A 16468-nucleotide genomic window follows, 5' to 3' on the forward strand; every position below is an offset into this window, starting at 1 on the left:
ATGACCCTGGAGCGGTTCCATGAGCAGCCTGAAATCACCGACAGCTACCGGGAAAACTTTGCAGCAATAGAAGAGATCGCCGCTATTCCCATTACCCGAGGCGGGGCCGAGACGGAAGTCTTTCATGTGTACCGGGCGACACAGTTTCTCCAGCCCTATCAATATCCCTATTAATTTGATACTTTCGCTTTGCCAGCAATCTTGCGGATCTGAGGTGAGAACAGTGACTTCAAACTGGAAAGAGCGGGTTCAAGTTGTCCAGGCACCCGTCAAAAAGTGGATGCCATCGTGAATGCAGCGAATGAATCGTTGCTGGGGGGAGGTGGGGCAGATGAGGCGATCCACCGGGCTGCTGGCCCAGGGTTGTTGGCTGAGTGCCGAACTCTGGGGGGTTGCTCAACCGAGCAGGCCAAGATTACGCAGGCTACAACCTCCCGGCTAGATGGGTGATTCATACAGTGGGGCCTCTGTGGCAGGACGGGCAGCACAACGAAGATGATTTGCTGGCTCAGTGCTACCGCAATAGTTTGGCTTTAGCAGTTGGGCTTCTCTCAGCAGCGTTGCCTTTCCAGCGATCAGTACGGGGATCTATGGTTTTCCGCTGGAGCGGGCGGCAAAGATTGCGATCGCACAAGCCAAGACCTTCCTAGAGAGCAACTCTGCCCTTGAGCAGGTCAGGTTTGTCTGCTTTGGGGCTGAAGCATACGAATGCTACCAAGCTGCAATCTAGCTGTCCTGGTTCAAGTCAATCTGCGCTTTTCTAGTGGTGTGGCACAAAACTTCCACAGCTCGACGATGCCCTAAACAAGCTGTTGGCCACCGAGCCCGACGAGTAGACGCCCCTGGATTCACTCTCCACCCCTTTTGATCAGCCGCCCCTTCTGAGCCCAGTCCTCAAGGACTCGAAGCACATCACTGCAGCAAACACTCCAGGTATTAGGAGGGTCAATTTAACTGTTGTGACCCAACAAGAAGGGGCAATCTGCCTTTATCAGTCGTTCGGCTTCCGTATCTACGGTACTGAACAGGAAACCTTTTCGAAGGATGGACAATTCTACGACGAGCACTTGATGACGTTGGAACTCGAGTCTGGCAACGATCAGAACGCCTAACAATTCCGCTGCACCAGAACGAAGTCAAAGTATTGGCAAGAGACAGAGAATGTCTGCATCTAGTGAGGGAGCCGTTAGGCTGCTTCAGGTTACTACTGAGATAGTACTTGGGGACACTACTAGGTGAGGTGTTTGGTCCCTAATTACTCACGTATCGTTAAGATTTGGCTCGTGTTGTGTCGTCTGCTGTGCCAAGCTGAGAAATGCTCTTATTACCGGTGAGGAATCATGCTGCCGCCAAGTAAGATAAAGTCCGGTTTGGGGTGTCTGCTCTTGTAAGGGTCTGTAAACGACTCCGCTTCTGTGGAAGTTTTGCAAGGAGGCGGGAACGAAAGCGATGCCCAGTCCTGCTGCAACTAAGCCGATGATAGTTTGCATCTGAACTGCCTCTTGAGCAACTTTTGGACTAAATCCAGCTTGCTGACAAATGTTAATAATCTGCTCGTAAAAGATGGGTCCCATCTTGGCAGGAAATAGGATGAATAATTCATCTGCCAGTGCGGAGAGAGATACTTTAGTCTGGGCAGAGAGCAGGTGGGTTGCTGGCAACGCCAATACCAATGATTCTTGCAAAATGCATTTCACACTCAAACCTGGCTCGATAATGGCAGAACGAACAATGCCAACATCAACCTGTTTGTGGTGCAGGGCTTGAATTTGCTGAGCAGTCGTCAGTTCATGCAATCGCAGTTCTACAGCAGGAAACTGCTCTCGAAAGACACTTAAAATATTTGGCAGTACGGTATACGTTGCAGAGCCGACAAAGCCGATCGCCAACCGTCCAACCTCACCTCGCCCTATCTGTTGTGTCACTTCGATTGCCTGATCGAGTTGTGCTAACACCAGGTAGGAGCGCTCCAAAAACACTTTGCCTGCTTCCGTCAGATGCACTTGCCGCTTCGTTCGTTCAAACAGCTTGACTCCTAGTTCATCTTCCAAACCACGAATCTGCTGACTGAGCGGGGGTTGGGAAATGCGTAACCGCTCTGCTGCTCGACTAAAGTGTAATTCCTCAGCCACTGCGATGAAGTAGTGCAGGTGCCGTAGTTCCATCACATTTATATGTTTAACCTATTAATCCTAGTCAAATATATATTGGACAGTCGGATGGCGGCCTCCTATTGTACGAAATAAGGCGTGCCTTATCGTTTTTGTATTGGAGAAAACATGATCCGACTCGACAATCAAGTAGCGATTATTACTGGAAGCGGGCGAGGTTTGGGGGCAGCTTATGCCCGTCTGCTGGCGGAAAGAGGAGCGCGTGTCGTTGTGCATGACGCAGGCGTTAACAAGGATGGAATCGGATTCGATCCGGACGTGGCAGCTAATGCTGCAAGCAAGATTCGAGAATTTGGTGGGGTTGCGTTCCCAAGAGCATGGAATTCTCGTTAATACGATTTCGCCAGTAGCCAAAACGCGGATGTGGAATGTCCAAGATGAGCCAGAGGATTTGCAACCCGAGCAAGTAGCCCCCGGAGTGTTATATCTTGCTTCTTCAGAATGTCGAGAGTCTGGATTTATATTAAGGGCAAGCAATGGTCAATTTACAGCCGCGCGCTGGATCGAGCGAGACAATGTGGATTACCCGTTAAACCTTGCCGCTGTTGAGGTTTCTACTGCCGAAGATTTGGCTACTCAATGGCAGGAGATTGCTGCGGATGTTGCATTTTAAGGTTGTCTCCGGTAGGCAAGATGCAAATTCAACCATACGACTCAAATCACCTTGATGCTGTTGTTCGTCTTTCGCTTCGGGCATGGGCTCCGGTCTCTGATTCGATTCAGAACGCGATGAACGCTGATCTGTATCGGGCATTCTATTCCGATAATTGGCGTGTGAGCCAGCAGAAGGCGGTCGAGGATGTCTGCACTGCGGAAGACACAAACGTATGGGTTGCTATCGATGCAGATTCTACTGTGGGCTTTGTAGCCATGAAACTACACTCAGAAGACAGTATGGGTGAAATCCACATGGTTGCTGTCGATCCAGACCTTTAGGGTCATGGCATTGGCACTGCTCTCATAGAATTTGCTCTTGATTGGATGAAAGATGCTGGGATGTCTATTGCTATGGTTGAGACCGGCGGCGATTCCGGTCATGCCTCAGCACGTAGCACCTATGAAAAGGTCGGCTTTAGGCTGTTTCCCATCGCCAGGTACGTCAAGAAACTCTAGGTGCAGATGTTTGCAATGAGAAATCCCACCGCTTGAAGAGACAGCAGTGGGATAGAGAGTTGAGAGTCATTAGGTTCGACCCTCTTACAGTACCCAGCAGAGTGAGTACATTCTCGGTAAGACTAAATCATTTTCATTATCTGCTGCACGATATTGGCGGGGGCTTGAGCGATAAAGGTTTCTACCAGCCTACTGATGAGGGCTGCTTCATCCCCTTTAGCCCGATCTCGCAGTTCAACCAGCTTCTGAAAGCTAGACAAAGTGTATCCAGCTGTATCTTCAGCTAGGCTCATTGCTTCTTTCAACAGATTCATTTGAATGGCCTCCAGGCCAGTATTTAAAGAGTGGGCAGAGTTAATATCAAACAACCCGTTCCCCTTCAGAAGCTTCTGCCTGCTGGCTAAGGGCGCTCCTTCTTAGGATGGATTTTGAGAAATTTTTTAAGATGTTTAGCCTTAAGTTTTACAAAGTAAGGCTGAGCACGTCAGCACATTACAATCCTCTGCCATACTAAAGGGCCTTAGGACGCTGTGCTGCTATGAACCAACTATTTGACGCGCTGATCATTGGTGCCGGGCAGGCAGGGCCATCGCTTGCTGGACGGCTGACAACGGCAGGGATGAAGGTGGCACTGATCGAGCGACATTTGTTTGGAGGCACTTGTGTTAACACCGGCTGCACGCCGACCAAAACGCTTGTCGCCAGCGCTTATGCTGCTCATCTGGCTCGTCGCGCCGCTGATTATGGTGTGGTGATCTCCAGTGAGGTTGGTGTCGATATGAAGCGGGTTAAGGCGCGTGCCGACGCAGTTGTGGCCGCTTCTCGGAACGGCGTTGAGACTTGGCTCCGTGGTATGGATCGTCTGACTGTGGTTCATGGTCAGGCCCGTTTTGAAGGAGCAGACACGCTGCGGGTTGGCGACGAACTCCTCACGGCCCCACGAATTTTTATCAATGTTGGTGGTCGAGCCCAGGTGCCTGAGATGCCTGGCCTGCAGGAGATCGATTACCTCACTAACACCTCTATCCTGGCGCTAGATGTTCTCCCGCGCCATTTGGTGGTGGTGGGAGGCAGCTATATTGGGCTGGAGTTTGCCCAAATTTATCGCCGCTTTGGTGCGGAGGTAACGGTGGTTGAGAAGGGCCCTCGCCTAGTCGCCCGCGAGGACGAGGACGTTTCTGCCGCGATCCAAGAGATCCTCGAAGCCGAGGGCGTGCATATTCGCACGAATGCTGAGTGCATTGCTTTCGCATCCCATCCTGAGGGGGCGATCGTCCATGTTGATTGCATCAAGGGCACACCGCAGGTGATCGGCAGCCATGTCCTGCTGGCGGTTGGACGTCGGCCTAACACCGACGATCTGGGCCTCGATTGCGCTGGCGTTGCAACCGACGCGCGGGGCTATATCAAAGTGGATGACCAGCTTCGCACCAACGTACCCGGCATTTGGGCATTGGGCGACTGCAACGGCCGAGGCGCGTTCACTCACACAGCCTATAACGATTTTGAGATCGTCTCTGCTAACTTGCTCGACAGCGCCGAGCGGCGGGTTTGCGATCGCATCCCCGCCTACGCCCTCTATATCGATCCCCCGCTCGGGCGCGTCGGCATGACTGAGGCGCAGGCGCGCGCCTCGGGTCGGCCGCTGCTGATGGGGATTAGGCAGATGACGCAGGTAAGTCGCGCCATTGAGAAAGGTGAGACACAAGGCTTTATCAAGATCGTGGCCGACGCTGAAACCAAGCGCATTCTCGGTGCTGCAATTCTCGGCCTGAGTGGCGATGAGGTGATCCACGGACTGATCGACATGATGAATGCCGACCAGCCCTACACCGCACTGCAATGGGCCGTACCGATCCACCCAACTGTCTCGGAGCTGATCCCGACCGTGTTGGGCCAAATGCAGCCGCTCCCGCCGCCTGTGAAATAGGCAGATGAAATAGGTAGATATGCAATGCTATCTAGCCGATCTCACGATACCGAGTTCACAATATTCAAAGCAACGGCCTCCGCAACCTTAATGCCATCGATGCCTGCCGAAAGGATGCCGCCTGCATAACCAGCCCCTTCCCCAGCAGGATAGAGGCCGTTTGTATTGAGGCTTTGATAATCCTCCTTGCGCTTAATCCGAATAGGCGACGAGGTGCGCGTTTCCACTCCAGTCAACACGGCATCCGGCATGGCAAACCCGCTGATCTGCTTGTCGAACGCGGGCAACGCCTCGCGAATGGCCTCGATCGCATAGTCAGGCAAGCTCGTACTTAAGTCACCCAAATGCACCCCCGGCGCATAGGATGGCTGCACGCTGCCAAAGTCGTGGGAGGGGCGATCAGCCAGAAAGTCTCCCACCAGCTGCCCCGGTGCGTCGTAGGTGCCACCACCGAGCTCAAAGGCCCGTTCTTCTAAGCGCCGCTGCAAGGCAATACCGGCCAGAGGATGCCCCGGATAGTCATCGGGGGTAATGCCCACCACAATTGCACTGTTGGCATTGCGCTCATTGCGCGAATACTGGCTCATGCCGTTGGTGACGACCCGCCCCGGCTCAGACGCAGCTGCGACCACCAGACCGCCCGGACACATACAAAAGCTATAGACAGAACGACCATTCTGGCAGTGATGCACCAGCTTATAGTCGGCAGCGCCCAACAGCTTGTGACCTGCCTGCTCGCCAAACCGACAGCGGTCGATCAGCGTCTGCGGGTGCTCTACCCGAAAGCCAATGGAAAAGGGCTTGGGTTCGATATAAACGCCGCGATCAAAGAGCATTTGAAACGTATCACGGGCACTATGGCCAACCGCAAGCACCACATGCTGGCTAGCAATGGTTTCGCCACTGTCCAAAGTGACGCCCTGCACCTGTCCCTGTTCGATATGGATGTCTTTAACGCGACTTTGAAAGCGAATTTCACCGCCGAGGGCTTCAATTCTGGCGCGCAGACTTTGGACAATGCCGACCAGCTTGAAGGTGCCGATATGCGGTTTGTTGACGTATAAAATCTCTGGCGAAGCCCCAGAATTGACGAGCTCGTTCAGTACCTTGCGCCCGTAATGGTTGGAATCTCTTACCTGACTGTAGAGCTTGCCATCTGAAAAGGTGCCCGCACCGCCTTCGCCAAACTGCGCGTTAGATTCTGGGTTTAACTCGTCTTTCTTCTTCCAGAAGGCAAAGGTGTCTACGGTGCGATCGCGCACTGCCTTCCCCCGCTCTAATAGCAGCGGGCGAAACCCCATTTGCGCCAGCAGCAGCCCTGCAAACATCCCACAGGGGCCCGTACCAATAACAATGGGACGATTGACTAGAGAACTGGGAGCTTGTGCCACCAGACGATAGCTCATGTCTGGCGTTGGCATCACGTGTGGATCCTTTTTCAGGCGCTTCAGCAGCAACTTTTCCTGCGTCGTCTCCACATCGAGAATATAAACGAGAGTGATCTCCCCTTTCTTGCGAGCATCATGGCTGCGCTTGAAGACGGTGTAGTTGATTAAAGCCTCTGGCGCAATTTGCAGCTTTTTGAGGATGGCAGCCTCGATTGCCCCTTCGGGATGGTCAAGCGGCAGCTTGATTTCGGTGAGTCGCAACATACTTGGAAACTAAAAACCTGGAAATAAAAAGTGCCTGCTGGCAAAAAAGGCCCTCTTTAATTTTGCCTCTTAATTTTTGATTCCGTTACACTAAACGCCGAACTACAGCCACTCTCGCCTGCATTCGCCATCCACCCATTCACCCATCTACCCAAGCCTGTAGCTTACCGCTCCGAAAATCACTGTAAGCAGAGAACGAACCCTAACAATCTTTTGCAGAGAGGGTGCCGGAAGCGCATGATGTCAATCCTCATCCATCCACGCCAACCTAGCCACGCCAATAGACGCGCCAAATGATCCAGCCGGACAACGTTAGGAAGGCTGCGATGAGGAGCCAATGGTCCCATCTTTGAGGGTCAAAGCTTGAGTCATCCATAGTTATAAGTTTTCTTCTGGTGAAGCTGGAGCGGCCGGGGCGACTGGGGGAGCAGCAGGTTCAGGGGCAGAGGGTGGACTTGAAGCCGGAGGTGGGCTTGGAGGCGGAGGTGAAGCCGGTTGCTCTACGCTAGGCGCAGGCTGTCTAGCAGGCGCTAGGTCTGGCTCAGGGGCAGGCTCAGGAGTAGGGACAGCGGGTTCAGGCGCAGCAGGCTCTACTGGTTGAGCTGGCCTCTCCTCTACGGGCGCGGTAGGGTCTGCAGCGGCAGGTGTTTTCGGATCTGGGGCAGCGGTTGGGGTTGGGTCTGGAGTTGTAGCCTCTTCCTCAGAAGTAGGCTGAGGAGGGGTAGGATCAGTCGTTCCCCTGGGTGCTTGTGTGGTTGGGGTAGTGGGGGCTGACTCTGCTGATTCCGATGATTCCGACGCTGATTCTGAAGCTGACGGAGGTACTTCGATAGAGAGGCGCTCTTCCTGTTCTTGCGATTCTCGGTTGCGGCGAGAGCCCTCAATTGTTACGTTGTATTCCATCGGAACACTGGCTCCCCCCTCGACAGGCTGGAACCGAGAACGGCGAGCGGCTGCGATCGCAGCCTGGTCAATCGCCGCATTGCCGCTTGGTCGAGTCAGAGTGACACTGCGCACACTGCCATCGGGGTTGATCTCAACCCGTACCTGAGGCTGCCCTTCCACTCCAGCGGCCAAAGCGCTGGCCGGATACTGCGGGCGAACACAGTCTTCGCAAACCACTGTGCGAGAACCCCGATCCTGGCCGCTGCCGCCCCCACCCGAAGAATCAGCAGGACGATTAGAGCTGCCAGCACCAGGGCCAGCCGCCACCTCACTAGGCTGCGTTGTTGCAGGGGACTCCTGAGCAGAATCGGGTTCGCTCACCGCTGCCCCAGCTGTATCTGTTTGCTGTGTATCCGTCTGCTGTGCATCTCGCAGCCCCTGCAGGAAGTTGCGCAGCCGCTCTGCCTGAGAAGCTGCATCTGAAGTTTCTAAGGGGGCGTCTACCGCTGCCACCTCTTCTGGTGGCTCTGCCTCAGCCAGTGCTTCAGGCTCCTCCAGGTCTGATTCGGCCAGGGTTTCGGTGTCGTCTGCTGGCACTTCATCCGCTGGCACTTCATCCGCTGGCACCTCGTCTGCTGCCTCAACGGGTTCGGCGGGGGCAGCTTCCTCCGGTTCTGGGAGGTCAGCGGATGGAGGCGGAGCAGCGGGTGCGGGCGAGAAGACTGCTGCCGGAGGCGCTGAACTGACGGCGGCTGGAGCCGGATTAACCGTTTCAGTACTGAGCTCAGCCGGTTCAATCGGCGTGGGTGGCTCAACCTCGACGGTTTCTTCAGCCAGATCCGCTGGGGGCGGCTCGGTCACAATCAGCTCAATAGGAGCAATTTCAGCCTCTATCGGGCGCTGCCAAATGTTGAGCTGACTGAGGGCAAGTGCGATCGCATGCACCCCCAGCGAACCCACGACTCCCCAAAGAAGCACCCGACGCAGGAGCGCCTGCTCCCGATCATGCTGCTGAGCACAAAACTGTGAAAGACTCATGCCGCCCGTCTGCTAAACAGCAAATTAATTCATCTCACTATAGTTGAGAAATCCTGTCATTGAGTCAAGCCTTATTCAGAATAATTTTTACGGGTTGTTCAAGCTTGACTGGCTAAATCCTCATGGAGCAGCTGCCTAAAATTCCCTAGATGCAAGGAAAAAAGCCGATTTACTTCCTCTTCTTCGCCTGCCGCAAAAAGGTTTTACGACAAGCTTGTTGGGAATAAATCTTGAATGACTCTTGACAATGAACAAACAATCAGGCTCAATCAGTTGAGAGTAATTTTCAATTAGAAGATTATGGGAACAATTTTTGCCGCAGGCGGCATTGTCATGTGGCCGCTGTTGGCCTTTTCGATTCTTGCGATCGCACTTATTGTGGAGCGCCTAGTGTTCTGGGTTCGGCTAAATCGGCGTCAGCGGCAGGTCATGCGGGAGATCCTGCAGACTTACCGCAGAAGCCCGGTCGATGTGTTTCCGAGGCTTCAGCAAAACGCGAACCTGCCCATTGCCCGAATTTTTCTAGAGGCGCTGGAGATTGACGGGGCCAGCCCCAAGCAGTTTCACATGGCCTTGTCTAGCGCTATGCAGGCCGAACTGCCGCATCTCCGCCGCTTTAACACTATCTTTGCCACGATTGTCACCGTCTCGCCATTGTTGGGGTTGCTGGGCACCGTGCTGGGGCTAATTGCCTCTTTTAGCGTGCTGCGATTGGGCGATATCGGGGCCAATGCAGCTGCCGTTACTGGCGGCATTAGCGAAGCTCTAGTGTCTACAGCAGCGGGTCTGGTGGTCGCGATCTTTACGCTACTGTTTGCCAACCTCTTCAAGGGGCTCTACAAGCGTCAGGTGGCCCTGATTCAGGAATATGGCGGTCAGCTAGAGATCCTCTACGAATCTCACTACGAACGGCTGAAACAAATCAAGGACGAGGTTTATGTTTCTCCCTGAAGAACCTGAAGAAGAACTTGAACTTAACATCGTGCCGATGATTGACGTCATCTTCGCAATTCTGACGTTTTTCATTATCTCTAGCCTGTTTCTCACGCGCTCCGAGTCGCTGCCGGTCAACCTGCCCAAAGCCGCTAGTGCTGAGATGCAAGAACGCACCCGGATCACGGTCACGGTGGATGAGTCGGGCGACATTTCGCTCAATCAAACTGCTGTTTCCCTCGACACGCTGCAGGCAGACGTCCGCGACCTGATGAGCAGCACACAAGAATCGGTCATCGTCATCAACGCTGACGAGGCTGTTAGCCACGGGCAGGTAATTGCTGTGATGGATGAACTGCGTGTCATTGAAGGGGCGACGTTGGGGATTGCGACGAGGCAGCCGGAGTGAGGAGTTGGTGGGGTGGATGGGCAGGCGGGTGGATGGGTGGGGGGTGAATAGGTAGAAATGGGACAGGTTGTTACTCAAGCGCGCTTTAGGTTTACTCGATCGCCGCTGCTGCTGATTGTTGGGTTGGCGTTTTGTGTTGGGGTTCTCTGCGTTTGCTTTATGGCCAGCGTTCTCTTGGGAGCGGCTGAGATTGACTCCCAAACGGTGTGGCAGGCAATTTTTCAATTCAATGGCTCCACTGAGCACCTGATCATCCGCACGGTGCGAATGCCTAGAGCGATTTTGGCGGTGGTTGTGGGGGCGGCTCTGGCGGTTGCCGGAGCGATTACCCAAGGGCTGACCCGCAATGCTCTGGCGGCTCCTGATATTTTGGGCATTAATGCTGGGGCGGCTCTGGCGATGGTGCTGACGATCTTTCTCAGGGTTAGCGATCGCAATGTTTGGTTTGCCTTTGGTGGGGCTGCGATCGCAACCCTCACCGTCTACTGGCTAGGCTCAATGGGCCGCACCGGACTTACTCCACTGAAGCTGGTAATTGCCGGGTCTGCCCTGGCCTACCTGCTAAATTCCCTGATGTATGGCCTTCTCATTCTCAACCAGCGCACCCTAGACGAGATTCGCTTTTGGCTAGCCGGTTCCCTGGCTGGGCAAGACATCGCCGGGATGTTGCCGATACTGCCTTACATCCTCGCGGGGCTGCTGGGATCACTGGCCTTAAGCCGCCAGTTGACCCTACTCTCCCTCGGTGAAGATGTCGCCCAAGGCCTGGGGCTACAGACGACTTGGGTAAAAGTAGCCGCCGCCATCGTAGTTGTACTCCTAGCCGGGAGCGCCGTCGCCCTGGCAGGCCCAATCAGCTTTGTCGGCCTAGTCGTGCCCCATGTGGTGCGCTTTAGCGTGGGTGTAGATTATCGCTGGATATTGCCCTACGCCATGATTACAGGCGGCATTTTGCTCTCGCTCTCCGACCTCGCAGCCCGCCTAGTTATTCCTCCCCAAGAGCTGCCGGTAGGCATCATGACCGCCCTAGTCGGAGCACCCTTCTTTATATATCTGGCGCGATCCCGAATCAAGCAGTAGGAATTTGGCTGACCAGTAAAAGCAGATCCCAGAGGACAGGCAATGCAAAGTGCCCATCCCCCCTAAACCCTAAACCCCCTTTCCCCCTCCCCCATGCCCCCCTCCAAACCCTGGCTCTCTATCCGCCCACACCATCTCCCCCTTTCCTTCCGAGTAGATCGCCGGGTTCCCGCTGTCCTAACCACTCTGGGGCTGGTCGCCCTAGCCTCCCTGGTGCTTAACGTCAGCCAGGGGGAGTATCCTGTGCCGCTGCTAGAGGTGGTCAAGACCCTCCTGGGAATACCTGCCAACCCAGACTATGCCTTTGTGGTGCAGACGCTACGACTGCCTCGGGCGCTGGTGGCGCTGCTAGTGGGGATGGGGTTGGCCGTGGCGGGGGCCATTCTGCAAGGGATTACCCGCAATCCCCTAGCGGCCCCGGAAATCATCGGTATTAATTCGGGGGCGAGTCTGGTGGCGGTAGCGATCATTGTGCTACTGCCGGGGGTTTCGACGGTTTGGCTGCCCATAGCAGCATTTTTGGGTGGGCTGGGGGCTGCGATCGCAATCTACCTCCTGGCCTGGAACCAAGGCAGCTCCCCGGTGCGTCTGATTCTCATCGGCATCGGCCTGACGGCCATAACCGCCGCGCTCACTAATTTAATGGTCACCTTTGGCGAGATCAACGCAGTCAGTCAGGCGCTGGTGTGGCTCACCGGCAGCGTCTATGGCCGCAGTTGGGAGCACCTTTGGTCTTTACTGCCCTGGCTAGGCGTCTTTTTGCCCCTCTGCCTGCTGCTGGCGCGCGACCTAGACACGCTCAACCTGGGAGATAGCCTGGCCCAAGGCCTGGGCAGTCGAGTAGAGTGGCAGCGCTCCCTGCTCCTGCTTTGCACCGTTGCGCTGGCCGGAGCCTCGGTCGCCACCGCAGGCACCATCGGCTTTGTCGGCCTCATGGCCCCGCACTTGGCTCGGCAACTCGTTGGCCCTGCCCACGTGGGGCTGATTCCTACAGCGGCTCTCGTAGGAGCGTGCATTGTGGAGCTGGCAGACCTGGCCGGACGGCTGCTGTTTGCGCCGATTGAGCTGCCTTGCGGCGTAGTTACTGCCGTGATCGGCGCGCCTTATTTCCTGTGGCTGCTGTATCGCGATAGTTAAGGGCTGGCCTTTGAGAAGCTTCGCAATTGATGGGCTGTCGCTTGCTTAAACCTGCAGAGTCATTGGCCTGCCATCTATGATGAAATCCGTTGATTTTTTACAGCCTAATGAGAGATCTCGATACCCCCAAGACTATCCAATTGCTCAATCACATCATGGAGTTTGAGCTGGCAGGCGTCGTTCGCTATACCCACTACTCCCTCATGGTGACCGGCCCCAACCGAATTCCCATCGTAGGGTTCTTTAAGGCTCAAGCCAATGAATCTCTCCTCCATGCTCAAGAAGCGGGCGAGATTATCACAGGACTAGAGGGGCATCCTAGCCAGCGCATTGCAGCCATTGAGGAGACAAACCGGCACTCGGTGACCGATCTGCTGCAGGAAAGCCTCAACCACGAGCAAAAAGCCCTGCATATGTACAAGCAACTGCTAGATATCGTTCAAGACGCCAGCATTTACCTGGAGGAATATACCCGCACCAAGATCGGCCAGGAGGAAATGCACAACCTGGAAATCAAGAAAATGCTGCGGGACTTTAGCTAGGAATTTTCCCTATTCCTTTTTCACCTGCTGTTGCTCATATTGCTCACCATGACGTTTGACTTTGCCAGCCCCATCGCCCTCACTACTCGTAACTTGTCTCTCGCCTACGATGGCAACACCATCATCCAAGGTCTGGATTTGGCTATTCCTAAAAGGCAGGTAACGATGCTGGTAGGGCCGAATGGGTGCGGTAAGTCTACGCTGCTGCGGGGCTTGGCCCGACTGCTTAAGCCCAAAGGCGGCACGGTGTATCTAGATGGAGATGCGATCGCCCACCTCCCTACCAAGGAACTGGCCAAGCGCTTGGGAATCTTGCCCCAAAGCCCTGCCGCCCCAGAGGGGCTAACGGTGCGTGAACTGGTAGCTCAGGGACGCTACCCCCATCAAAACTGGCTGCAGCAGTGGTCTAGGGAGGATGAGTTGACGGTGGAGGCTGCGATCGCAACCACCCACCTAGAAGACTTTGCCAACCGCCCGCTCGATACCCTCTCTGGCGGGCAGCGGCAGCGGGCCTGGATTGCGATGGCCCTAGCGCAAGATACTCAAACCCTGCTGCTAGATGAACCTACGACCTACCTAGATCTGGCCCACCAAATTGAAGTGCTAGATTTGCTGGCCGACCTTAACCGTAAGCAGGGCAAGACCATCATCATAGTGCTGCACGATTTGAATCTGGCCTGCCGCTATGCGGATCACCTGATTGCGCTCAAAGTAGGCCAGGTCTATGCCCAGGGTGCGCCCGCTGCGATCATGACTGAAGCTCTAGTGCGGCAAGTCTTTGGCCTAGAGAGCAAGATCTTGCCAGACCCCGTAGCGGGCACGCCACTGTGCATTCCGATTAGCCGCAGTCGGTAGCCGTTTGCAGCCCTTTTTAATAGCGCGTTTAGCCCAAACTGTTGAGTCATCTTGAGGTGCTAGAGGCGTTATTCAGCAAAGGTTACACTTCGCTAACCCAGCCTACAAAATCTGGATTATCCCAGTGCCTACAGGCCGCAGCGACGAGTGCATCAGCGTTATTGAATGGAAAGCTCACCGCCCAGATCCCCGGCTTTTTCTGAGGAGAGGCTAAGGTCTACGGCTACACACCAAAAGCCGGGGATCTAGCCATCAAAGCGAGGCTGGAAGATTTGGTCGTGGCAGAGGCGGGCACTGCTGCCTATGGAGAGGATTCAAAGACGCTACGCAGTGTCTATGCGATCGCAGCCTCGGTCGAATTTCGCGAGCCCCCTTTACCGATATTGGCACCAGCTAGAATAATCAAACTCCCAACTTCGATCCAGCCTTTTTGGGCACAGCCTGGGTTTGCGCTGGCAGCCCACCCCTCTAAAGTCTAAGATCGACGCAGACCCCTAAGCTCCTTCAATTTAATAATGGCTAGCGAAAATAACCCCTCAAATCAAAAAAGCCAGGCTCTAGATAGAGCAGAGACACAGCTTAAACAGGAAATTGATAAAAGACACGACTTAGAGCGTCAGGTGAAGGAACTGCTTGACGCTAAAAAAGAGAATTTAAACGTTATCGAAGGACTCAAAAATCAGCTAACTGTCCAGAAATCAAAAGTATCTAGTTTAGAGAAGGAAAATAAAGTTTTACGTAAAACGCTTCAAAAAGCCCAGGAAGGCCTGCCCGAAAAAACAGAGCCCGCTGGCAAGAAAACCCCCGGAGACAATAAATTCGCAACTCGGCTGAAGTCTTTGAAGTCAGTTCTCCCGGAGGAAACGCCAGAGCGTAACCAGAGTAAATCTGACAAAAATGCAGGAGGTCAACCGTCTGCTCCGCAGTCACCGCCGGATCGCAGTAGCGAGATAGACCTAGAGAGAATCATGACGGCTCGTTTTGGTCCCCGAAAATCAGGAAAAAGAAAATAGACGGCAGTCCTTCTTGAGTTTTGAGACAGATTCCCAAAACCGCGTTGTTACAAGGCTTTGACAACCGAGCACTTTTACTCACTGCAAAGGTGGGATGCACCCAAGGGACATCCATCTCAATCGACCCTTTTCGTAATTTCATGCTCTCGTGCCAGTCCCGTAGTCGGATTGAGCTTTGGCGAAAACCCAATGCCCCCTCTACTGTTGTGATTCTCGATCGGTTCTGATAATTTGAGAGGTGCAAGGCGATTTAGGCCTAGCGGGAGGAAAGAGGTCTGACACACCCCAATCCCCCCTCACGTCCAACCTATATACGGTAGGCTGAAACGCTGGATCAATCATAAGATCTCGGCGAACTCTTTAACCTACTTTGAGGCGTAGCTAGTGCTTCGCCTTGCTTTCCTTTACCTAGAAAAGTAGGGCAAAACAATGACAACATCGTTAAACCTGGACATTCTCCGGGCAATTCCGGCTGGCAATCAGGAGCAGCTAAAAGTCGTCTTGATGGGCGAACTCGATGCGGTGCTCAGAACGCAAGACTTTTTAGCCGTCGTTAAGTTCGCAGACAAAAAGTTTTGGAGCAACCCACAACCCATCGGCACCAGCAGCGAGTACATCAGCGTCCTCATCCGCAAGAGCGCGTCTAAAGCCGTTGCCGCAATTTAACAACTAGAGTTAAACCTAGATCGTAGGATGGGCAAAGGGCAACAGCCCATGCCCATCTTCTAAAGGGCCATGTTGCCCTGCCAAAGGATCACCTGGATCACCCCAGTCCCCACAGGCCGCAGCGGCGAGTACATCAGCGTCATGAGCCACCGGCTCGTAAAAAACGAGTAAGCACCAGATCCCCGGCTTTTCCTTTAACGAGGCCAAGGCTGATGGCTACACATAAAAAGCCGGGGATCTAGCCACCGCCCCAGATCCCCGGCTTTTTCTGAGGAGAGGCCAAGGTCTACGGCTACGTACCAAAAGCCGGGGATCTAGCCACCAAAGCGAGGCCCCATCTTTAAAAGGCCCATGCTGTGATGGGCACGCTTTGCTTTGCCCATCCTACAAAACTACGGCTACGTACCAAAAGCCGGGGATCTAGCCGCCGAAGCGAGGCCCATTGCAACGCACCGCCTTTCGCAGAAAACGCCTTTCATAAAGAACAAACAGCCAAATTCAAGGAATGGGCTGACCAATTCGAGGAAGAGGAAGACTCATTCAGCGAACAGGACGACCCATTCGACAAACGAGGCGAGCTATTCAATGAAGAAGGGGGGCAATTCAACGAACGGGACGATCAATTCAACAAATGGCAGCCCATTCATAATAAATGCTTTCATTTTTGTTGAATTGGCTTAAGCGTTTGTTATGAATGGGACGATCAATTCAACAAATGGCGCGATCAATTCAACAAATGGGACGGTTAATTCAATGAACGGCGCGATCAACTTAAGAAACGAGACGTTATTTACAAAAAACGCCTTTACGATTGTCGATTGGGCCAAAGATCGTGGGATGGGCAAAGGGCGATAGCCCGTGCCCATCTTTCGAAGGGCCATGCTGCCCTGCTAAAAGGTTACCTGGATCACTCTAGTCCCTGCAGGCCGCAGTGGCCAATACATCAGCGTCATGAGCCGCCGACTCACAAAAGCCGAGTAGGCACCAGATCCCCGGCTTTTTCTTTAACGGGGATCTGGCTACCGCTCCAGATCCCCGGCTTTT

17 protein-coding genes and 3 pseudogenes are annotated in these 16468 nt (G+C 54.1%); 15 read left to right on the forward strand and 5 right to left on the reverse strand.

Annotated elements, in window-relative coordinates:
- Positions 1-234 precede the first annotated feature (234 nt).
- Positions 235-730, forward strand: a pseudogene (locus tag H6G13_RS11605) (O-acetyl-ADP-ribose deacetylase).
- Positions 731-935: 205 nt separating this feature from the next.
- Positions 936-1112: a hypothetical protein gene (locus H6G13_RS29410; protein WP_347277469.1), complete on the forward strand. Its 177-nt coding sequence runs from the start codon at positions 936-938 to the stop codon at positions 1110-1112.
- A gap of 147 nt (positions 1113-1259) precedes the next feature.
- Here the strand turns inward: H6G13_RS29410 and H6G13_RS11615 are convergent, their stop codons facing one another.
- A complete protein-coding gene (locus tag H6G13_RS11615; RefSeq protein WP_190483384.1) occupies positions 1260-2165 on the reverse strand; it encodes a LysR substrate-binding domain-containing protein in 906 nt (301 codons plus the stop codon).
- A 114-nt stretch (positions 2166-2279) separates the two neighbouring features.
- On the opposite strand from H6G13_RS11615, the pseudogene H6G13_RS29415 reads away from it, so the two are divergent.
- The 3 genes and pseudogenes from H6G13_RS29415 to H6G13_RS29420 form a co-directional block, all read left to right on the forward strand.
- Positions 2280-2350, forward strand: a pseudogene (locus H6G13_RS29415) (hypothetical protein); the annotation flags it as partial.
- A gap of 35 nt (positions 2351-2385) precedes the next feature.
- On the forward strand, positions 2386-2784 hold the full coding sequence (locus H6G13_RS11620; protein ID WP_199305864.1) for a hypothetical protein: 399 nt from the start codon (positions 2386-2388) through the stop codon (positions 2782-2784).
- 20 nt (positions 2785-2804) lie between these two features.
- Positions 2805-3284, forward strand: a pseudogene (locus H6G13_RS29420) (GNAT family N-acetyltransferase).
- A 122-nt stretch (positions 3285-3406) separates the two neighbouring features.
- On the opposite strand, the gene H6G13_RS11630 reads toward H6G13_RS29420, so the two are convergent.
- Positions 3407-3598, reverse strand: coding sequence for a hypothetical protein (locus H6G13_RS11630; protein ID WP_190483385.1), 192 nt, complete (start codon positions 3596-3598; stop codon positions 3407-3409).
- Positions 3599-3822: 224 nt separating this feature from the next.
- Between H6G13_RS11630 and H6G13_RS11635 the strand changes: the two genes are divergently transcribed.
- Positions 3823-5214, forward strand: coding sequence for an FAD-containing oxidoreductase (locus tag H6G13_RS11635; RefSeq protein ID WP_190483386.1), 1392 nt, complete (start codon positions 3823-3825; stop codon positions 5212-5214).
- Positions 5215-5255: 41 nt separating this feature from the next.
- Here H6G13_RS11635 and H6G13_RS11640 read toward each other — a convergent pair whose 3' ends face one another.
- The gene (locus tag H6G13_RS11640) at positions 5256-6866 is read right to left on the reverse strand and encodes an NAD(P)/FAD-dependent oxidoreductase (protein ID WP_190483387.1); all 1611 of its coding nucleotides are present in this window, start codon (positions 6864-6866) and stop codon (positions 5256-5258) included.
- Between the two features lie 378 nt (positions 6867-7244).
- A complete protein-coding gene (locus H6G13_RS11645) occupies positions 7245-8789 on the reverse strand; it encodes a TonB family protein (protein ID WP_190483388.1) in 1545 nt (514 codons plus the stop codon).
- Between the two features lie 300 nt (positions 8790-9089).
- On the opposite strand from H6G13_RS11645, the gene H6G13_RS11650 reads away from it, so the two are divergent.
- The 8 genes from H6G13_RS11650 to H6G13_RS11685 all read left to right on the forward strand — a co-directional run bounded on the left by H6G13_RS11650 (position 9090) and on the right by H6G13_RS11685 (position 15424).
- Positions 9090-9740, forward strand: coding sequence for a MotA/TolQ/ExbB proton channel family protein (locus H6G13_RS11650; protein WP_190483389.1), 651 nt, complete (start codon positions 9090-9092; stop codon positions 9738-9740).
- The gene (locus H6G13_RS11655; RefSeq protein ID WP_190483390.1) at positions 9727-10131 is read left to right on the forward strand and encodes a biopolymer transporter ExbD; all 405 of its coding nucleotides are present in this window, start codon (positions 9727-9729) and stop codon (positions 10129-10131) included. The genes H6G13_RS11650 and H6G13_RS11655 overlap by 14 nt, the downstream gene beginning before the upstream one ends.
- A gap of 57 nt (positions 10132-10188) precedes the next feature.
- A complete protein-coding gene (locus H6G13_RS11660) occupies positions 10189-11211 on the forward strand; it encodes an iron ABC transporter permease (protein ID WP_190483391.1) in 1023 nt (340 codons plus the stop codon).
- 93 nt (positions 11212-11304) lie between these two features.
- Entirely contained in the window at positions 11305-12348 is a 1044-nt protein-coding gene (locus H6G13_RS11665; RefSeq protein ID WP_190483392.1) for an iron ABC transporter permease, read from the forward strand.
- 107 nt (positions 12349-12455) lie between these two features.
- On the forward strand, positions 12456-12890 hold the full coding sequence (locus H6G13_RS11670; protein ID WP_190483393.1) for a ferritin-like domain-containing protein: 435 nt from the start codon (positions 12456-12458) through the stop codon (positions 12888-12890).
- 48 nt (positions 12891-12938) lie between these two features.
- The gene (locus H6G13_RS11675) at positions 12939-13745 is read left to right on the forward strand and encodes an ABC transporter ATP-binding protein (protein WP_190483394.1); all 807 of its coding nucleotides are present in this window, start codon (positions 12939-12941) and stop codon (positions 13743-13745) included.
- Between the two features lie 515 nt (positions 13746-14260).
- The gene (locus H6G13_RS11680; protein WP_190483395.1) at positions 14261-14758 is read left to right on the forward strand and encodes a hypothetical protein; all 498 of its coding nucleotides are present in this window, start codon (positions 14261-14263) and stop codon (positions 14756-14758) included.
- A 429-nt stretch (positions 14759-15187) separates the two neighbouring features.
- Entirely contained in the window at positions 15188-15424 is a 237-nt protein-coding gene (locus H6G13_RS11685; RefSeq protein ID WP_190483396.1) for a hypothetical protein, read from the forward strand.
- 15 nt (positions 15425-15439) lie between these two features.
- On the opposite strand, the gene H6G13_RS29120 is transcribed toward H6G13_RS11685, so the two are convergent.
- Positions 15440-15574 carry a hypothetical protein gene (locus H6G13_RS29120; RefSeq protein ID WP_277882506.1) on the reverse strand — a complete coding sequence of 45 codons (135 nt, stop codon included), beginning with the start codon at positions 15572-15574 and terminating at the stop codon, positions 15440-15442.
- A gap of 206 nt (positions 15575-15780) precedes the next feature.
- On the opposite strand from H6G13_RS29120, the gene H6G13_RS11695 reads away from it, so the two are divergent.
- Entirely contained in the window at positions 15781-16095 is a 315-nt protein-coding gene (locus H6G13_RS11695) for a hypothetical protein (protein ID WP_206756519.1), read from the forward strand.
- Positions 16096-16468 lie beyond the last annotated feature (373 nt).

The sequence above is a fragment of the Pseudanabaena sp. FACHB-2040 genome (genome assembly GCF_014696715.1).
GTDB lineage: Bacteria > Cyanobacteriota > Cyanobacteriia > Phormidesmidales > Phormidesmidaceae > JACVSF01.

What these genes read in the sequence shown, in the direction of transcription:
- H6G13_RS11655 (WP_190483390.1), top strand. Translation starts at nt 9,727, where the DNA reads ATGTTTCTCCCTGAAGAACCTGAAGAAGAACTTGAACTTAACATCGTG.
- H6G13_RS11620 (WP_199305864.1), top strand. Translation starts at nt 2,386, where the DNA reads ATGACGCAGGCGTTAACAAGGATGGAATCGGATTCGATCCGGACGTGG.
- H6G13_RS11645 (WP_190483388.1), bottom strand. Translation starts at nt 8,789, where the DNA reads ATGAGTCTTTCACAGTTTTGTGCTCAGCAGCATGATCGGGAGCAGGCG.
- H6G13_RS11685 (WP_190483396.1), top strand. Translation starts at nt 15,188, where the DNA reads ATGACAACATCGTTAAACCTGGACATTCTCCGGGCAATTCCGGCTGGC.
- H6G13_RS11665 (WP_190483392.1), top strand. Translation starts at nt 11,305, where the DNA reads ATGCCCCCCTCCAAACCCTGGCTCTCTATCCGCCCACACCATCTCCCC.
- H6G13_RS11670 (WP_190483393.1), top strand. Translation starts at nt 12,456, where the DNA reads ATGAGAGATCTCGATACCCCCAAGACTATCCAATTGCTCAATCACATC.
- H6G13_RS11635 (WP_190483386.1), top strand. Translation starts at nt 3,823, where the DNA reads ATGAACCAACTATTTGACGCGCTGATCATTGGTGCCGGGCAGGCAGGG.
- H6G13_RS11680 (WP_190483395.1), top strand. Translation starts at nt 14,261, where the DNA reads ATGGCTAGCGAAAATAACCCCTCAAATCAAAAAAGCCAGGCTCTAGAT.
- H6G13_RS11675 (WP_190483394.1), top strand. Translation starts at nt 12,939, where the DNA reads ATGACGTTTGACTTTGCCAGCCCCATCGCCCTCACTACTCGTAACTTG.
- H6G13_RS11650 (WP_190483389.1), top strand. Translation starts at nt 9,090, where the DNA reads ATGGGAACAATTTTTGCCGCAGGCGGCATTGTCATGTGGCCGCTGTTG.
- H6G13_RS11615 (WP_190483384.1), bottom strand. Translation starts at nt 2,165, where the DNA reads ATGGAACTACGGCACCTGCACTACTTCATCGCAGTGGCTGAGGAATTA.
- H6G13_RS11630 (WP_190483385.1), bottom strand. Translation starts at nt 3,598, where the DNA reads ATGAATCTGTTGAAAGAAGCAATGAGCCTAGCTGAAGATACAGCTGGA.
- H6G13_RS11660 (WP_190483391.1), top strand. Translation starts at nt 10,189, where the DNA reads ATGGGACAGGTTGTTACTCAAGCGCGCTTTAGGTTTACTCGATCGCCG.
- H6G13_RS11640 (WP_190483387.1), bottom strand. Translation starts at nt 6,866, where the DNA reads ATGTTGCGACTCACCGAAATCAAGCTGCCGCTTGACCATCCCGAAGGG.